The sequence below is a fragment of the Actinosynnema sp. NPDC049800 genome, from assembly GCF_040656635.1.
Lineage (GTDB): Bacteria > Actinomycetota > Actinomycetes > Mycobacteriales > Pseudonocardiaceae > Actinosynnema.
Window position 1 is genome coordinate 1 of record NZ_JBFAMT010000101.1, and the last position, 15,118, is coordinate 15,118.

The following is a 15,118-nucleotide window of genomic DNA, read 5'->3' on the forward strand; positions in this document are numbered from 1 at the left end:
GGTCAGCCGGACCGCGCTGGGCTGGGCGGTCGAGGAGGCGAAGCTGCGCGGCTGCGCGGTCGAGGCGGTCCTCGCCTGGCACGTGGACCACGCCACGGCCGATCGCGCCAAGACCTGCTGACGCGATCCTGGACCACCTCGCCGCCCGACTCGACGACCGGACGGCTGTCGGCGACGTGCGGGACGCCCCGGGCAACCTGCACCGCCTCAGCCCGGTCATCCTCGACCCGAGCCGATCCGCTCGTGCGGTCCAGGTCCACGCGCCGGTCCAGCGCGCCGCCCGATGCGACGGCTGGGTGGGTGGTCGGGGTCAGCCGGCCGGGTGGTGGGTGATGTCGGCGTTGGTGAGGTCGAACTGGGCGTAGGTGAAGGGGCCGTCGGGGAAGTGCCAGGTCGCGCGGACGCGGCGGGGACGCATGCGGTCGGCGACGAGGATCCAGCCGTCGACGGGAGTGGACCAGCGTGCCCGGGTGAGGCCGGTGGGCAGGTCGGCCCAGCGGTCGTCGGTGGTGACCTCGCGGGGTGCGCCGCGGTGGTCGGTGGTGACGCGGGCGGTGACCTTGAGGTCCTGGTCGGTGAGGGTGACGTCGAAGGTGGTGTCGTCGATGGCGGTCCAGGTGAAGGGCAGGTCGAGCAGCGTGGACGGGGCGAGCAGGAGCGCGTCGTCGAGGTAGGTGACCAGCTCGGCGGCGTCCATCTCGGGACCGGCGGCGTCGGCGACGGTGAACGCCCCCAAGGCGGTGGCGTGCAGGTGGCCGTGCCCGTGGTCGTAGGTGTCGGTGGCGTGGACCGGCAGCACGTGCGCGAGGTTGAGGTGCAGGTGGTAGTCCCGGCTGACGGGGACGGTGGTGTTGCGCTGCTCGACGCGGCACGCCGTCCAGTGGTCGGTGGGCTTGCGACGGAACCAGCCGTGGGCGCGCAGCTCGAACCCGGTGTCGCGAGGGCGGCCGAAGACGCCGGTGGAGCGCAGGTAGCGCTGGGCGGCGTCGGGCAGGTGGGCGGTGTCGTGCTCGGTGACGACGGTCGCGGTGCGGGTCATGGTGCGCCTCCGGCGGCGGGTAGTCGCGGTGGGAACGATGGGGGAGCGGGGGTTCACCCGGCTCGGCCGATGCCTGCCGTCCGGGGTTCCGGGACGTGGTGGGCCTCGGTGGGAATTCGGTGTGCCACGAGTACCGGGCTGGGGGCGCGGTGCGGCACCAGTCCGTCCCGCTCGTCACCGGTGATCAGGGCGGTGATGCGGCGATGACCGCCGCGCGGCGCGTCAGGGGTGCCGCGGACCACGACGACGTCGCACGCGGCGTGCCGGACCAGCGGCAGGACCAGACGGCCGAGGCCGAACGAGTGCCCGTCGGTGCCCCGGTGGCCGATCACCAAGACCTCGGCGCGGGCGCTGACCAGCAGGAGGTCGTGCACCTGGTCGTCGGTGGGCGGCTGCGCCTCCACGGGCACGCCGAGCAGGGCGGCGTGAGCGGAAGCCCAGGCCACCGCCGCCTCGCCCCAGGGCGAGCCGTCGTCGAGCACGACTACCGGATGAGCGGTGGGTCGCGTGTCGAGGTCCATGCGTCCACTGTCGTCCTTCGGGAAGGGCGGGAGCAGGGGCGACGGTGCTTTCCGCGCCGGGACGAAAGTCCCCGCGCGGTCAGGACCGGACCACCGCAGGAGCGAGCAGCAGGTCCGTGACATCCCGTCGCGGGCTGGGCGGCACGGGCGAGCCGAAGCCGATGCGCAGCACGGCCTGCGGCACGACCAAGCCGCCGAGCGAGCGGCGCAGGTCGTGGCGCACCTGCGGGACTTCGATCGCCTGGGACATGAACGACGCCGACAGGCCCAGCGTGGTCCCGGTCAGCAGCACCCGCTGCAACGCTTGGCCGGCCTGCAGTTCGCCCAGCGGTCCTTCCTGGAACGAGGACAGCACGACGACCAGCGGGTCGGCCTCGTAGTCCTTGCCCGGTGGGCGTTCGGCGGCGTGGAAGTCACGCAGCGCCCACTCGTCCTGCGGCGCGGGGCGCACACCCCCGGAGGCGGGCGGTACGCCGTCGGTCGTGCGCGGACCGGTCCAGGACGCCAACTCGGCGCGCACGCGGGGGTCCTGGGACTGGATGTGGTGTGCCCTGGCGACCAGTTTCTGCAGGCGGGTGCGTTCGTCGCGGTCGGCGACGACGTGCAGCCAGGAGCGCTCGCGTTCGGCGGCCCGCACCAGCGCGTACCGGTGCGCGGCGGGTACGGGCACGTCGTGGAACGGTTTGCGGTTGGACCGCCGCTTCGGCACGGCTCCGATCAGGCCGCGGACTTCCTCGTCGGCGTCGCGGTGCCCGCCCCAGCGGACCACGGCCAGCGCGCCGGGCGCATCGTTGCCCGGCAGCAGGGTGACCAGCGGTCGGATGCCGCGGGCCCGCAGCCCGAGCCGGAGGTTGAACAGCGCCGCGCCGCACGACAGCCGCAGTTCGCGCCCCTCCGGGTCGGTCGCCGGGAGTGCCCGATCGGGGTCTGTGTGCAGTTCGATGCGGTCGTGGGCCACCCGGAACCGCCACGGTTGGGTGTTGTGCAGCGACGGCGCCGAGGCCGCCGTGCGCAGCACGCCGGCCACCTCGTCCGGCGTCAACCCGAACACCTCGTCCACCTCGTCCACCTCGAACCACGTCATCCGGTCACGTCGATCTCTCCGTCCACTGTCCATTCCGGCCGGGTCGGGGCACACGGTCGAAGGTCCTCAGTCGACCGGGAAGCCGAGGGCCGCCCGGCGTTCACCGACGTGCCCACCGCCAGGTCGTCCGGTCACCGGGTGCTGATCAGTCGCGCGTGACGTCCGCCACACCGCCAGGCGCGTACCCCGACACAGGCCGCAGGACCTCTTGGCCATCGCACCCGGTCCGTGGAACCGTGTAGTCATGGTTGATCCACACCGTGAACAGCCGCACCGCCTGCTCGGCGGCCTGCGCTTGGACGAACTGCTCGACGAGGTGCGCGAGCGGTTGACGGAGATCGGATCGACCAGGGACAAGATGCAAGGTCTGCTGGACGCGGTGCTCGCGGTAGGCGCCGGGTTGGAGCTGGACTCGACCTTGCAGCGGATCGTGCAGGCGGCGGTGGAGCTGGTCGGGGCGCGGTACGGGGCGTTGGGCGTTCTGGGTTCCCACGAGAACCTGTCGGAGTTCGTCTACGTCGGCATCGACCCGGAGACGCGCTCGCACATGGGCCATCTGCCGCAGGGCAAGGGCCTGCTCGGGTTGTTGATCAAGGATCCGCGGGTGATCCGGCTGCACGACCTGTCCGAGCACCCGGCGTCGGTCGGCTTCCCGGCGAACCACCCGCCGATGCACAGCTTCCTGGGTGTGCCGGTGAGAGTGCGGGACGAGGTGTTCGGCAACCTCTACATGACCGAGAAGACCGATGGCGCCGACTTCACCCTTGACGACGAGGTTGTGCTGACCGCGTTGGCCGCCGCCGCAGGCGTGGCGATCGAGAACGCGCGGCTGTTCGAGCGGTCTCGGATGCGGGAGCGCTGGTTGGAGGCCACCGCGGAGGTCAACACCGAGCTGCTGGGCGGTGCCTTGGCCGACGATGCGCTGCGGTTGATCGCGCAGCGGACCCGGGAGTTGTCGGTGGCGTCGATGTCGCTGATCGTGCTGGTCGAGGATGGGGCGAGGCAGCGGCTGCGGATGGCGGCCGGTGTCGGCGACCAGATCGAAGGGCTGGTCGGGGGGCCGTTCCCGGGCACTGGTGCGTTCGTGGAGCAGGTGCTGGAGTCGGCCGCGCCGATGCTCATCGATGACCTGGAGGACATGCTGGGGGAAGTGCCCGCCGGCGTCGGCCCCGGTGTGGCGGTGCCGCTGCGGACAGGATCGGCCGTGACCGGGGTATTGCTGGTGGCGCGGGAGAAGGGCGGCGCGCGGTTCGGCGCGGAGCAGGTGCCGTTGCTGGCGTCGTTCGCCGACCAGGCGGCCGTGGCGTTGGAGTTCGCCGAGAACCAGCGGGCGCGGCGGCTGGTGGACGTGCTGGAGGACCGCGACCGGATCGCCCGCGACCTGCACGACCACGTGATCCAGCGGTTGTTCGCCACCGGGATGAGCCTGCAGGGCGCGCTGGGCGCGATCCGCGATCCGCGAGTGCGGGAACGCGTGCAGAAAGCGGTGGTGAGCTTGGACGAGACGGTACTGGAGATCCGGACCTCGATCTTCGACCTCCAGGCGAGCGACGACGCGCCGGGCCTGCGCCGACGGCTCTTGGACCTGGTGTCGGAGTTGACCGAGGACGTGCCGGTGACGCCGACGGTGCGGATGAGCGGGACGGTGGACAACTCGGTGCCCGAGCACGTCGCCGAGCACGCCGAGGCGGTGGTGCGCGAGGCCGTGAGCAACGTCGTGCGCCATGCCCGCGCGAGCGGGTTCGTCCTCACCGTCGAGGCGAGCGACGCCCTGACCATCACCGTGGTCGACGACGGTGTGGGCCTGCCGCCGCAGGTCGCCCGCAGCGGGCTGCGCAACCTCGAACAGCGCGCCGTCGAACTCGGCGGCACGTGCACAGCCGCGACCGAACCCGCCGGCGGAACCCGTCTGACCTGGCAGGTTCCGCTCTAGCGGCCTGCTGCGGCTATTCCTCGTCGGAGGGCGCGCCGGGCTTGCGCAGTCGGGTGGCGAGGACGGCGGCCTGGGTGCGGCGTTCGAGGCCGAGCTTGGCCAGCAGGTGCGAGACGTAGTTCTTGACGGTCTTCTCGGCCAGGAACATCTTCTCGGCGATCTGCCGGTTGGTCAGGCCCTCGCCGATGTAGTCGAACACGGTGCGCTCCTGCTCGGTGAGCGAGCGCACGGGGTCGCCCTGCTCGCGTTCGCGTCGGATGCGGCCCAGCAGCGCGGCCGTGGAGCGGGCGTCGAGCAGGGACTCGCCGCCGGCGACCTTGCGGACGGCGTTCTGCAGGTCGTTGCCGAGGATGCGCTTGAGCACGAACCCGGACGCGCCGGCCATGATGGCGTCGAACAGGGCCTCGTCGTCGGTGAACGAGGTCAGCATCAGGCACTTGAGGTCGGGCATGCGGGAGCGCAGCTCGCGGCACAGCTCGATGCCGTTGCCGTCGGGCAGCCGCACGTCCAGCACCGCGACGTCGGCGCCGCTGTCGGGCACCCTGGCCAGTGCCTCGGCCACCGAGCCCGCCTCACCCACGACCTGCAAGCTGTCGTCGCTGTTCAACAGCTCCCGGACACCGACCCGGACCACCTCGTGGTCGTCCACCAGGAACACGCGCGCCACCACTGTCGGATCCCTTCCTTTCACCTGTCTACAGGCTCGCCTGTAGCAATGTTCCGGCACAGGGCCCAAAGACCCTGTCACGACGCACCCAAGGCCCTACGTGGCCGTTGGAGTTCTCCCGCGGATCCCGATACCGGGATCAGCCCGCACACCCGGGGGACCGTCTCCGGATTCACAGCCGCAGGTCCCTGGTGGGCAGGGACCAACGACCGCGTCGCCGGACCGGACGGCTGCCTAGCGTCAGCGGTGGTGGAGGAGGTGCGCGTGAGGACTCACGACGACGTCACCGGCTCGGGACACGGGATGTCACCCGGTGTACTGGCCGCGCTCCTGACGCGTGTGATCGTCGAGCACCGGGGCCGCCGCGTCCCGATCGCGAACGGTGCGCCGCCGGTCGGTGTTCGCGCTCGACGGGCGGGTCCCTACGCGTTCGTCGTTCGCGTCGAGCGGTCCTCGCGGACCGTCGCGACGACAGCGGAAGCCGCGCCCGCCCTGGTGACATCGGATTCGAACCCGGAGAGGAATCTGTGATGAGTGCCCCGATCGTGGTCGGAGTGGACGGTTCGGCGTCGGCGGTGACGGCTGCGGCGTGGGCCGCACGGGAGGCCGCCCGGCTTCGCGTGCCGCTCAGGCTCGTGCACGCCTACCTGCTGCCCGCCCAGGGTTACCCGGAGCTTGTCGTGAACGGTCCAGAGGTGCGGGAGGCGTTCGAACAACAGGGGCGGCAGTGGCTGCGGGAGGCCGCCGAGGCCGCTCGCACGGCAGTGCCGGACGTCGTGGTCGGGACCGTCCTCGTGGTCGACCGGCCCGCTGCCGCGCTGATCGCCGAAAGCCGCCGCGCCGGGATGGTCGTGCTCGGCTCGCAGGGGTTGGGTGGGTTCTCCGGGTTGCTGGTCGGCTCCGTGGCCGTCGCCGTCTCCGCGCACGGGCACAGCCCGGTGGTCGTGGTGCGCGAACCGGTCGACGAGCGCGGACCGGTCGTGGTCGGCGTGGACGGCTCGCCGGTCAGCGAGCAGGCCGTCGCGTTCGCCTTCGAGGAGGCGTCCCTGCGCGGCGCCCCGCTGACCGCCGTGATCGCGTGGACGGACTTCCTGGTCGACAGCGTCTACGGCTCCCGCACCACCGTGGACTGGTCCCAGGTCGAGGACGAGCAGCGCCGCATCCTCGCCGAGCGCCTGGCCGGGTGGCAGGAGAAGTACCCCGACGTGGAGGTGACGCGGACCGTGCTGCGCGACCGTCCCGTGCACGCCCTGCTCGCCGCCGCAACCGGAGCCCAACTGCTGGTCGTGGGCAGCCACGGCCACGGAGGCTTCGCCGGCATGGTCCTGGGCTCCACCAGTCAGGGGCTGGTCTACCACGCCACGTGCCCGCTGGCCGTGGTCCGTCCGGCACGGGACCGGTCGTGAAGGCGAGGGTGGGCGACTGGATCGTCGTCGGGCGCGGTGCGGACGCGCGCCGCGCCGTGGTGGTGCAGCTGTACCACCCCGATGGCACGCCGCCCTATGAGGTGAACTGGCTGGACACCGGTGCCCAGGTGCTGCTGTTCCCGGGCGGGGACGCCCACCTGGTTCCCGCCGAAGAGGAAGCGCGGCGGATCACCGACGCGTTCCACGTCGATCCGCGCGAAAGGAGCGAAACCGACGGCTGGGACGCCGTGATCGAACGACCCGCCGGTCGGGCGAACCGTTGGGACCCTCCGGAGACACGGATACCTTCTACCACTCGACGCCCGAGCGCCGGGTCCTGACCTGGCCACCCCGCGGGGTGACCTCCATGGGCTCCGTGTCGGACGGGAATCCCCTCGCCGGTCCGGCGCGGAGCCCGATGTCCTGCGGGCCGGCGTTGCCGGATGCGTCCAAGGGCGACAGCGGTCGATGTCGGCAGGTGGACGATGCCGCACCTCGGCCTGCTTGCCCGTGCCTACTGGTTGGATCCCGCAGAGCCTGACGGTCCCGACCAGGCCGGTCGGCCCTGGTCAGGGCGGCGGGCACCCGCGACTGCTCGCTTCGTGCCGTACTCCGGCGGTTCAGGGCCGAAGGTCCCGGCCCACGGGTGACCGCCGTACCTGACCTTCGTGTCCGCGGACCGAGAGACTGGGAGAGGAGCACCCGAGGAGGGGCGATGGACGACAGGATCGTGGTGGGCGTGGACGAATCGCCCTCCAGCCGGACCGCGCTGCGGTGGGCGGTCGAGGAGGCGAAGCTGCGCGGCGCCGTGGTCGAGGCCGTCCTGGCCTGGCGCGTGGACCGCGGCACGGTCATCGGGGCGATGTCCGCCGCCGTGGCCGCCGGGAGTGACCAAGAGCGGCTGCGCGAGGACAGCGAGGCGCTGCTGGACGGGATTCTCGCCGAGGCCGAGGGCGATGTCGGCGCGGTTGCGACCGGCGGTGATGCCCGCGACGTGCTGGTGCGCGCCTCGCGGGGCGCGGCGCTGCTGGTGGTCGGCAGCAGGGGAGCGGGACCGATCCGCCAGGTGCTGCTGGGTTCGGTCAGCTCCTACTGCGTGCACCACGCGCACTGCCCGGTCGTCGTCATCCGCGAGCCCAAGACCGAGGTTCCATCCGTGCCGGTGGAGCACAAGCCGGTCATGACCCAGGGACCGCTGCTGTGACCGCATCCTCGAACGTCGACCGCGCGCTGCCGGCGGACGGGTCCGTGGTGGCGCTGCGCGAGCTGCCGGCGGCGACCGCCGAGTACCGGACGGGCGCGGACCCGCAGCGGCGCGTCACCGACGTGCGGTTGGAGGTCACGGTGCCCGCCGGGTTGGCCGAGCACCGCAAGACGGCGCTGCCGGCCGTCCGGCAGCACTGCACCGTGCACAACACCCTCCGGCGCGCGCCGGAGATCATCGCCGAACTCGACGAGGTGGAGTCATGAGCACGAACCCGATCGTGGTCGGCGTCGACGGCACCCCGGCGGGTGATCGCGCGTTGGAGTGGGCGCTGGACGAGGCGGTGGGACGAAGGGTCCCGCTGCACGTGGTCCACGCCTACGCCTACGAGCCGCTGGCCGACTGGACGATGACGACCGAGCGAGAAGCCCGTGCCCGCTCGGAGCAGCTGATCGACGAAGCGCTGAGCACCGTCTCGGCCGGGCGGCCGGAGCTGCCCGAGGTCGTCCGGCTGCCGGTGCGCGGTCCCGCCGCCCAAGCGCTGGAGGAGGCGTCGCGCGGCGCGGCGATGCTCGTCGTCGCCTCGCACAGCGGCGGCAGGCTGCGCCAGGTCGTCCTGGGCAGCACCAGCACGCACTGCGTGCGGCACGCCACCGTCCCGGTCGTCGTGCTGCCCGCCGTCTACGGCCACCACACCGACGATCCGGTCACGAATGAGGAGACCGCACGGTGAGGGTTCGCGACGTGATGACCGAGGACGTGGTCACGGTGACACCCGAGACTCCAGTCCGCGACGCGTGCGACCCGCTGGCGCGACGCGGGTTCACCACGCTGCCGGTGGTGGACCGCGGCGGCGCCCTGGTCGGGGTGGTCACCGAGGCCGACGCGCTGCGGGACCGGCTACCCGTCGACCCGCGCGCGCCGGTGCACGGCGAACCTCCGCGAGGTCGGCCGGCGCCGCGCCGGACGGTGGTCGACGTGATGGGTGAGTCGGCCGTCGGCGTCGCACCCGGTGCGGACGTGGCCGAGTTGGCGCGGTGGATGCTGGAGCACGGGGCGCGCGGTGCTCCCGTCGTGGAGGACGGGCGCCTGGTCGGCACCGTCACCCGGCGGGACATGCTGCGCGCGGTCAGTCGCGACGACCGCGCGTTGGAGGCCGAGGTCCGCCACCGGCTCGGCCTCTACGCCGACCCGCACCGCTGGAAGGTCGCCGTGGTCGACGGTCGCGTGTCGATCGTGGACGAGTTGGACGACGAATGCGATCGGCACGTCGTCGCGGTCCTGGCGGGCGCTGTGGCGGGTGTGGTGGAGGTGCGGTTCCCGGAAGCGGAAGCGAGTGGTGCCGTCCGCGCTCGGTGAACCGGCCTCTCGGGGACGGCCGTCCACCCGATCACCCGCCTACGGCGATTGCCCGATCAACCGGGCCAGGTCGAGGGTGCGGTTGGCTCAGCCCACTCGTTGTCGTACCAGCCGAACACGTCGCGGGGCCGCCGGCGGACTTGGTCAGACCCGCGTCGAACACGCGGGACGCCCGCTCTCCGATGACGTCGCGGGACATGACCGGCGCGGCGGCCTCGCGGGCGCGGAACCGGCCGGTGGCTACGATGACCGGGTTTGCGTCCCAGTCCGGTTCTGCGGGGTGACCGTGCGCGGTGACCCGCACGGTCACCCCGGCCACGGCCGGCGTGTCACCGACCTCGCGGGGACCACGGCCCGGAGGTCGAGTCGTAGGCCGACAGGGGCGCGGGCGTCTCCGACGTGGTCAGGTCGTCGACCGCCACGATCTCCAGGCCGGCGTCGACGCGGTCGAACGCGGCGCGCGGCACGTCGTGCCCGATCCGCCCGAAACCGTTGGTGCCACTCGAACAGCCGACTCGTCCTCCGGCTCAGCGACGCATGTCGGCGAGCTGGTGCTGCGACCGGTCGTGGAGCAGGTCCACCGCTTCCTGGTAGGTCTCGGCGGCGGCCTCGGCGTTCACCGGTGTTCCGGGCACGTCCGACGACGCGTGCGCGACGATCAACCGCGGTCCGTCGGTGCTCAACCGGACGTGTGCGAAGTGGACGTCCGCAGGCGCGTACTCGGCAACCGCCGCGCCCTTCGCGCGGGCGTACTCGGTGGCTTCGGCGGGGACGCCGCTGCCCAGGTCGGTGCGGAGGTTGAGGATCTGGTGCACGCTGCTCATGCCTTCAGCCTGGTCGCTGACCTGTTCGGGTGACAGGGACCGACGATCCCGTCGGACCGGATCTTCGGTCCCGACGCGTCGACGGTGACATCGCTTCTGTCGCAGGGTCCAAGGTCCCGTCGCCATCAGGACGTTCGGGACGACCAAGGACTCTGTGTCTCCGCACCCCTTCGGACCAGGCTGGAGGTACCGGATCAGCCGAGGAGGCCGAACGGTGGACGCCGGGCCCGTTGTGCGGTTGACACCACGCGGTCCGGCGCCACCGCGTTCGACTCGGATTCCCATCCCGACCCGGTCCGCTCCGAAGACGGGAGAGAGCTATGCGTGAACCCACGGTCGCCTCGTTGATGACCGGCGAGGTGGTCAGCGTCCGCGCCGGTACGTCGTTCAAAGAACTCGTCACCATCCTGACTGCGGGTGCGTTCAGCGCCGTGCCGGTCGTGGACGACCAGGGCCGCCCGGTCGGCGTGGTCTCCGAAGCCGACCTGTTGCCCAAGGAGGAGTACCGCGGCGGCACCGAAGTGGCGCCGCCGCTGTTCGCCAAGCCGGAGACCAGGAAGCGCTGGCGTCAGGCGCACGGCACGATCGCGGCAGACGTGATGACGGGCCCCGTCATCACCACCGGTTCCGACGAACCTGCGAGCGCCGCCGCGCACCAGTTGGCCGTGACGGGCGTGCGCAGGCTGTTCGTCGTCGACGCCGAGGGCCGGTTGGTCGGCGTGCTGTCCCGTCGGGACCTGCTGCGCGTCTTCCTGCGCACCGACGCCGAGCTGCGGCAGGAGATCACGCACGAGATCATGGGCCGAACGCTGTGGCTGGAGCCCGTCGCGGTCGAGGTCCAGGTGGTCGACGGCGTGGTCACGTTGCGAGGCCACGTCGAGCGCCGCAGCGAAGTCGACATCGCCGTCCGGCTGACCAGGGCGCTGCCCGGTGTCGTGGACGTCGTGAGCGGGTTGACCCACAGGTGGGACGACACCGAGACCAGTCACCGGACCGGGTGACGACGTGCCGGATGAGGCGAAGATCGCCACCGGTGACCCCACCTCGGTCGAGACCGCCCGCCGACCGCGCGCCGACGGGCCGCCCGCCGGTCAGCTCCGAGATCGCCGCGTTGGCCCGGTTCCTGTCCTTGCCGTCGTTGCCGCAACTGCCGGGTGGCGGCCGGCCGCGGGTGATCCCGGTCGTCTCGATGGCGGACGCGGGCGAGAAGTCGATGAGGAGGCGTTCGAGATGAGTGGACCCGTGGTGGTCGGCGTCGACGGTTCGGGCTCCGCGCTCGACGCGGTGCGCTGGGCGGCCGCCGAGGCGATGAGGCTCGGTGTGCCGCTGTGCTTGGTGCACGCCGAGTTGTCCTCGCCCCTGGACTGGGACCTGCGCAGCCGTGAAGCGCTGCGCCGGCAGTCGTTGAGCTGGTTGCACGAGGCGGCCGAGGCGGCGCGTTCGGTAGAGCCCGGTGTCGCGCTGGTTCCACAGGTGGAGGTGGGTGATCCGGCGTCGTTGCTCATCGCCCAGTCGGTCGACGCTTGCCTGCTGGTGCTCGGGTCGCGGGGGATGGGTGGGTTCGGTGCCCTGTTGGTGGGTTCCACGGCTATCGCCGTCACCGGCCGCGGCGGCTGCCCGGTGGTCGTGGTGCGCGGTGAAGTGCGCGAGGGACCGGTCGTAGTGGGTGTTCACGGCGAAGAACCGGCAGTGCTGACCGAGGCGTTCGAACAGGCTGCGGCCCGCCGTGTGCCGTTGATCGCCGTGAGCGTTTCGCGCACCCCGTCCGGGGCGTTCACCGATGCGGTGGCCGAGACGCTGGGCCTGGACACGGCCGACCACGACGCCGCTCGGTGCGGCAGGCTCGTCGCGGCCCTCGCCCCGTGGCGCGACAAGTACCCCGACGTGCCGCTGAAGTTCGTCGTCACGCACGGCAACGCCGCCGACGCCCTGGTCGACCACGCCGCCGATGCCGGGCTCCTGGTCGTCGGGAGCCGGGGTCGGGGCGCCCTCACCGGACTCCTGCTCGGCTCGACCAGCCACGGCGTCCTGCACCACGCGCCGTGTCCGGTGCTGGTGGTCCGACCGGATCGGTGAACGCCTGACGGCGATGCCCGAGGCTGGACGATGCCGCCCTCACCGATCCGCCGACCCGGGCGCAACGGTGAGGGCTGGTCCGGCCTGCGGGCCAGTTCGCGGGCCGAGCCCCCGGCCGCCCCCACCGACCAACGGGGCGGTCAGTCGCGCCTGAAACGGCGATCTCGCCGGCAGCGGGTTCCGAGGTGCCCACCGCCGGCGAGATCGCCGTCTTCCTGCCCACGCCGTTCCGGTCGAGCGGGCCACGGGTCCAGCCTGCCGCCGGATCGGACGGTCCTTCGTCCGCGGCGGCGTCACCGGAACTCCCGCGCCGAAGATCGCCTGCGGACACCGACGCCATCCTCACCTCCTGAGTCCGGGACCATCACGACAGGGCAGGGAGCGTGCCGCACGCAGTACGTGACGACCGAGCCCACCACCGCCACGTCCCCGCGCTGGTACTCGTGGCCGCCGAGCACGAGGGTGTCGGCGTCCTGCGCCAGGCCGGTCAGCACGGGACCCGGTTCGCCGTCCACGACGGTCTCGACTATCCGCACGCCCTCCAACGGACCCAGCCTGTCGACGGCCTCACGCAGCACCCGTCGGTGAGCGCTGTGGAAGGCGTCCTCACCGCCGCACACCTCCGGAAACATCCGGCACACCGATGCGGCCAGCACGGTGCCGCCGGCTCCCGCGTGGCGCACTGCCCACGCCAGTGCCGCTGCTCCCGCCGGCGAAGCGTCCACCCCGACGACGATCTTCTTCGACCCGCTCATGACCCTGTCTCCTCCTACTCGATCCGGACCGCTCGGAGCGGGCGAGCCGCTCGGCCCGCCCGCTCGCTCGGGGGACGTCACCGCAGCCAGGCGTGGTCGCGGACCACGGGCAGGGTCGCCCACCAGCGGCCGAGGCCCCAGGTGGCGCCCGCGCCGGCCGCCGCGACGGCGATCAGGGCGGCGGCGTAGATGATGTGGTAGTCGATGACGGGGTTGGTGGACATGCTGGGTTCGCCGGCCGAGGTGAACTGGGCGAGTGGCCATTCGGCGGCCCACATGAGCAGCATCATGAGGGTCCCGGTGATCGCGGCGAGGCGGAGGCCCACCCCTGCGATGACGGCGATGCCGATGGCGAGCAGGCCGAGCATGAACAGCCAGTCGGCCCACCAGGCGCCGGCCATGGCGTGGAAGGTGGACTCGAACGGTCCGACCGCGACGCGGCTGAGGAAGCCCTTGGTGGGCGATCCGCCGTCGATCCAGGCGTTGGCGGCCTTGGTGGCGTAGCCCAGGCCGAACAGCTTGTCGAAGAAGGCCCACAGGAACACGAACCCGGTCGTGATCCGCAGGACCGCCAGCGCCACCGCGCCGGTGTCGGCACGGGCGGCCGTCGTGGCGGCTGCGGGGGCCGTCGCACCGGCCAAACCCTTGGAGTGGGCGAACGTGGTCATTGCTCTCGTCTCCTTCTGTCGTTGTCCTCGACTCAAGCGTCGCGCCGCGGGAGCCGCGCCGAAGCGGGCGAAGGTCCTCGTTGCGCCGGGACGTCCGACGCGTTTCGTCCCCGCCATCCGGCGACGGCACCACGAGCCCCGCGACCACCGAAGCAGGCCGCATCCAGCTGAAGGTGCGGATCACCGCCACCTGCACGACGATTTCGACGCCCTGTTCACCCCGGACAAGCCGGTGCTGTTCGCCTACCACGGCTACCCGTGGCTGATCCACCGCCTGACCTACCGCCGCACCAACCACCACAACATCCACGTGCGCGGCTACAAGGAGGAGGGCACCACCACCACGCCCTTCGACATGCTGGTGTCGCGCCACCGCGCCCACATCCGCGAGCACGGCGAGGACCTGCCCAAGATCCGTGACTGGACCTCGCTGTACTGATGAACGTGCTGGTCGTCAACGCGGGCTCCTCCAGCCTGGAGCTGAGCGTGCAGGGCCGGGACGACACCGTCCTGGCCCAGCACCACGTCGAACCGGCCGGTCGGGCAAACCCATCCACGAGCCTGGTGGACAGCGGGAATAACGCCACACGCCGTCACGCGTCGGGGCTCTGCACTCACGGTGTGGGCGGGCGATCGTCCTGGCAACCCGAGGTCGACGCGTCGACCATGGTGCTCGGCCGACCGGGTCACCTCGTACCGGCATCGCTACCCGGTCGGCGAACGGGACGCCGCCACCATCCGGGGCCACGACGGCGAGCCGGTCCGGCGGATCACCGGCCACCTCGCCCGACCCTCCGCGTTCGCGCCCAGCTCGCCGAGGACGGCCTCGACCTCGGCTTCCCGCTCCGCCCACGGGCGGCCCTCCGAGACCTGATCGGCGCAGGTGCGCTTACACCCGATGGTCGAGGAACAAGGTCACGTCCGACTCGGGCCTTGCCCATCTGGGCGCGCCCACCGACCCGGAGAAGCATGGGAAGCGTCAGAGGAAGCAGCGGGAGTGGAGAGAAGATGCTGACCAACGTCGCGGAACCGGCCGAGTCCACCATGGTGGTGGACAACCAGGAGCGGATCATGGCGAACCAGGCCGTCATCCAAACCAACCAGAAGAAGCTGGACCAGGTCCTGGTCAACCAGCGCACCATCGTGACCAACCAGGAGACCATCAAGGGCAACCAGAAGAAGCTCGACCAGGTCCTGGTCAACCAGGCCACCATCGTGACCAACCAGTCGCTGATCTTGACCAACCAGGAGAAGTTGGAGGCCGTCCTCGCGAACCAGGCCACGATCGTCGGGAACCAGGGCACGCTGCTGGCCAACCAGGAGCAGATCATGGACTCCCTCAAGGACATCCTGTCCAACCAGCGGAAGATCATGGCGGGTGTGCGCGGGCCTGTGGACAGCTGAGCAGCGGCTCGTGAGTCGTCCACGTCGCACCGTCTCGCGCGGCGGTGGGGGGGGGGGGGGCCCGCCCCCCCCCCCCCCCCCCCCCCCCCCGAGGGGGGGGTGTGTTTCGGGTGGGTGTTGAGGGTCGTGCATAAGTGAGGCGTGGGGGGGTGCGGGGGGGGCCAACCCCGCCGGGTGA

General features: G+C 71.8%; 19 protein-coding genes and 2 pseudogenes. 13 read left to right on the top strand and 8 right to left on the bottom strand.

The annotated features are described in order from the left end of the window. Nucleotides 1-310: 310 nt before the first annotated feature. From AB0I91_RS43735 to AB0I91_RS43745, 3 genes are all read right to left on the bottom strand, one after another. A complete protein-coding gene (locus tag AB0I91_RS43735) occupies nucleotides 311-1,039 on the bottom strand; it encodes a DUF6544 family protein (protein ID WP_499642136.1) in 729 nt (242 codons plus the stop codon). 53 nt (nucleotides 1,040-1,092) lie between these two features. Continuing rightward, nucleotides 1,093-1,560, bottom strand: a complete 468-nt coding sequence (locus AB0I91_RS43740; RefSeq protein WP_499642138.1) for a hypothetical protein — start codon at nucleotides 1,558-1,560, stop codon at nucleotides 1,093-1,095. A gap of 79 nt (nucleotides 1,561-1,639) precedes the next feature. Continuing rightward, nucleotides 1,640-2,644: an Acg family FMN-binding oxidoreductase gene (locus AB0I91_RS43745; protein ID WP_499642140.1), complete on the bottom strand. Its 1,005-nt coding sequence runs from the start codon at nucleotides 2,642-2,644 to the stop codon at nucleotides 1,640-1,642. A gap of 244 nt (nucleotides 2,645-2,888) precedes the next feature. On the opposite strand from AB0I91_RS43745, the gene AB0I91_RS43750 reads away from it, so the two are divergent. Beyond that, complete coding sequence (locus AB0I91_RS43750; protein WP_499642142.1) at nucleotides 2,889-4,577, top strand: sensor histidine kinase; 1,689 nt, start codon at nucleotides 2,889-2,891, stop codon at nucleotides 4,575-4,577. A gap of 13 nt (nucleotides 4,578-4,590) precedes the next feature. On the opposite strand, the gene AB0I91_RS43755 is transcribed toward AB0I91_RS43750, so the two are convergent. After that, complete coding sequence (locus AB0I91_RS43755; RefSeq protein WP_498786753.1) at nucleotides 4,591-5,247, bottom strand: response regulator transcription factor; 657 nt, start codon at nucleotides 5,245-5,247, stop codon at nucleotides 4,591-4,593. A gap of 246 nt (nucleotides 5,248-5,493) precedes the next feature. On the opposite strand from AB0I91_RS43755, the gene AB0I91_RS43760 reads away from it, so the two are divergent. The 7 genes from AB0I91_RS43760 to AB0I91_RS43790 all read left to right on the top strand — a co-directional run bounded on the left by AB0I91_RS43760 (nucleotide 5,494) and on the right by AB0I91_RS43790 (nucleotide 9,213). Next, nucleotides 5,494-5,775 carry a hypothetical protein gene (locus AB0I91_RS43760; protein ID WP_499642144.1) on the top strand — a complete coding sequence of 94 codons (282 nt, stop codon included), beginning with the start codon at nucleotides 5,494-5,496 and terminating at the stop codon, nucleotides 5,773-5,775. Continuing rightward, the gene (locus AB0I91_RS43765; RefSeq protein WP_498786751.1) at nucleotides 5,775-6,650 is read left to right on the top strand and encodes a universal stress protein; all 876 of its coding nucleotides are present in this window, start codon (nucleotides 5,775-5,777) and stop codon (nucleotides 6,648-6,650) included. The genes AB0I91_RS43760 and AB0I91_RS43765 overlap by 1 nt, the downstream gene beginning before the upstream one ends. 8 nt (nucleotides 6,651-6,658) lie before the next feature. Continuing rightward, nucleotides 6,659-6,991 (top strand): DUF1918 domain-containing protein, encoded by a 333-nt coding sequence (locus AB0I91_RS43770; RefSeq protein ID WP_499642146.1) that lies wholly within the window; start codon nucleotides 6,659-6,661, stop codon nucleotides 6,989-6,991. 374 nt (nucleotides 6,992-7,365) lie between these two features. Next, nucleotides 7,366-7,854, top strand: coding sequence for a universal stress protein (locus tag AB0I91_RS43775; protein WP_499642148.1), 489 nt, complete (start codon nucleotides 7,366-7,368; stop codon nucleotides 7,852-7,854). After that, nucleotides 7,851-8,120: an OsmC family protein gene (locus AB0I91_RS43780; protein WP_499642150.1), complete on the top strand. Its 270-nt coding sequence runs from the start codon at nucleotides 7,851-7,853 to the stop codon at nucleotides 8,118-8,120. The genes AB0I91_RS43775 and AB0I91_RS43780 overlap by 4 nt, the downstream gene beginning before the upstream one ends. Continuing rightward, nucleotides 8,117-8,587 (top strand): universal stress protein, encoded by a 471-nt coding sequence (locus tag AB0I91_RS43785; RefSeq protein WP_499642153.1) that lies wholly within the window; start codon nucleotides 8,117-8,119, stop codon nucleotides 8,585-8,587. Before AB0I91_RS43780 ends, AB0I91_RS43785 begins: the two co-directional genes overlap by 4 nt. After that, nucleotides 8,584-9,213, top strand: coding sequence for a CBS domain-containing protein (locus tag AB0I91_RS43790; protein WP_499642155.1), 630 nt, complete (start codon nucleotides 8,584-8,586; stop codon nucleotides 9,211-9,213). The genes AB0I91_RS43785 and AB0I91_RS43790 overlap by 4 nt, the downstream gene beginning before the upstream one ends. 329 nt (nucleotides 9,214-9,542) lie before the next feature. Here AB0I91_RS43790 and AB0I91_RS43795 read toward each other — a convergent pair. After that, nucleotides 9,543-9,701: pseudogene (locus tag AB0I91_RS43795) on the bottom strand (hypothetical protein); the annotation flags it as partial. Between the two features lie 39 nt (nucleotides 9,702-9,740). After that, nucleotides 9,741-10,037, bottom strand: coding sequence for a hypothetical protein (locus AB0I91_RS43800; RefSeq protein ID WP_499642157.1), 297 nt, complete (start codon nucleotides 10,035-10,037; stop codon nucleotides 9,741-9,743). Nucleotides 10,038-10,357: 320 nt separating this feature from the next. Between AB0I91_RS43800 and AB0I91_RS43805 the strand changes: the two genes are divergently transcribed. The 3 genes from AB0I91_RS43805 to AB0I91_RS43815 are packed head-to-tail and all read left to right on the top strand — an operon-like array spanning nucleotide 10,358 to nucleotide 12,113. Then, nucleotides 10,358-11,038, top strand: coding sequence for a CBS domain-containing protein (locus AB0I91_RS43805; protein ID WP_499642159.1), 681 nt, complete (start codon nucleotides 10,358-10,360; stop codon nucleotides 11,036-11,038). A gap of 32 nt (nucleotides 11,039-11,070) precedes the next feature. Further along, the gene (locus AB0I91_RS43810; RefSeq protein WP_499642162.1) at nucleotides 11,071-11,271 is read left to right on the top strand and encodes a hypothetical protein; all 201 of its coding nucleotides are present in this window, start codon (nucleotides 11,071-11,073) and stop codon (nucleotides 11,269-11,271) included. Further along, a complete protein-coding gene (locus AB0I91_RS43815; protein WP_499642164.1) occupies nucleotides 11,268-12,113 on the top strand; it encodes a universal stress protein in 846 nt (281 codons plus the stop codon). Before AB0I91_RS43810 ends, AB0I91_RS43815 begins: the two co-directional genes overlap by 4 nt. Nucleotides 12,114-12,406: 293 nt before the next feature. Here the strand turns inward: AB0I91_RS43815 and AB0I91_RS43820 are convergent, their stop codons facing one another. Both AB0I91_RS43820 and AB0I91_RS43825 read right to left on the bottom strand, forming a co-directional pair. Next, nucleotides 12,407-12,868 (bottom strand): universal stress protein, encoded by a 462-nt coding sequence (locus AB0I91_RS43820; protein ID WP_499642166.1) that lies wholly within the window; start codon nucleotides 12,866-12,868, stop codon nucleotides 12,407-12,409. Nucleotides 12,869-12,945: 77 nt separating this feature from the next. After that, nucleotides 12,946-13,536 (bottom strand): hypothetical protein, encoded by a 591-nt coding sequence (locus AB0I91_RS43825; protein WP_498786739.1) that lies wholly within the window; start codon nucleotides 13,534-13,536, stop codon nucleotides 12,946-12,948. A gap of 175 nt (nucleotides 13,537-13,711) precedes the next feature. Here AB0I91_RS43825 and AB0I91_RS43830 point away from each other — a divergent pair. Together AB0I91_RS43830 and AB0I91_RS43835 are read left to right on the top strand one after the other, a co-directional pair. After that, nucleotides 13,712-13,975: pseudogene (locus AB0I91_RS43830) on the top strand (phosphoketolase family protein); the annotation flags it as partial. A 569-nt stretch (nucleotides 13,976-14,544) separates the two neighbouring features. Next, nucleotides 14,545-14,940, top strand: coding sequence for a hypothetical protein (locus AB0I91_RS43835; RefSeq protein ID WP_498786738.1), 396 nt, complete (start codon nucleotides 14,545-14,547; stop codon nucleotides 14,938-14,940). The last annotated feature ends 178 nt before the right edge of the window (nucleotides 14,941-15,118 follow it).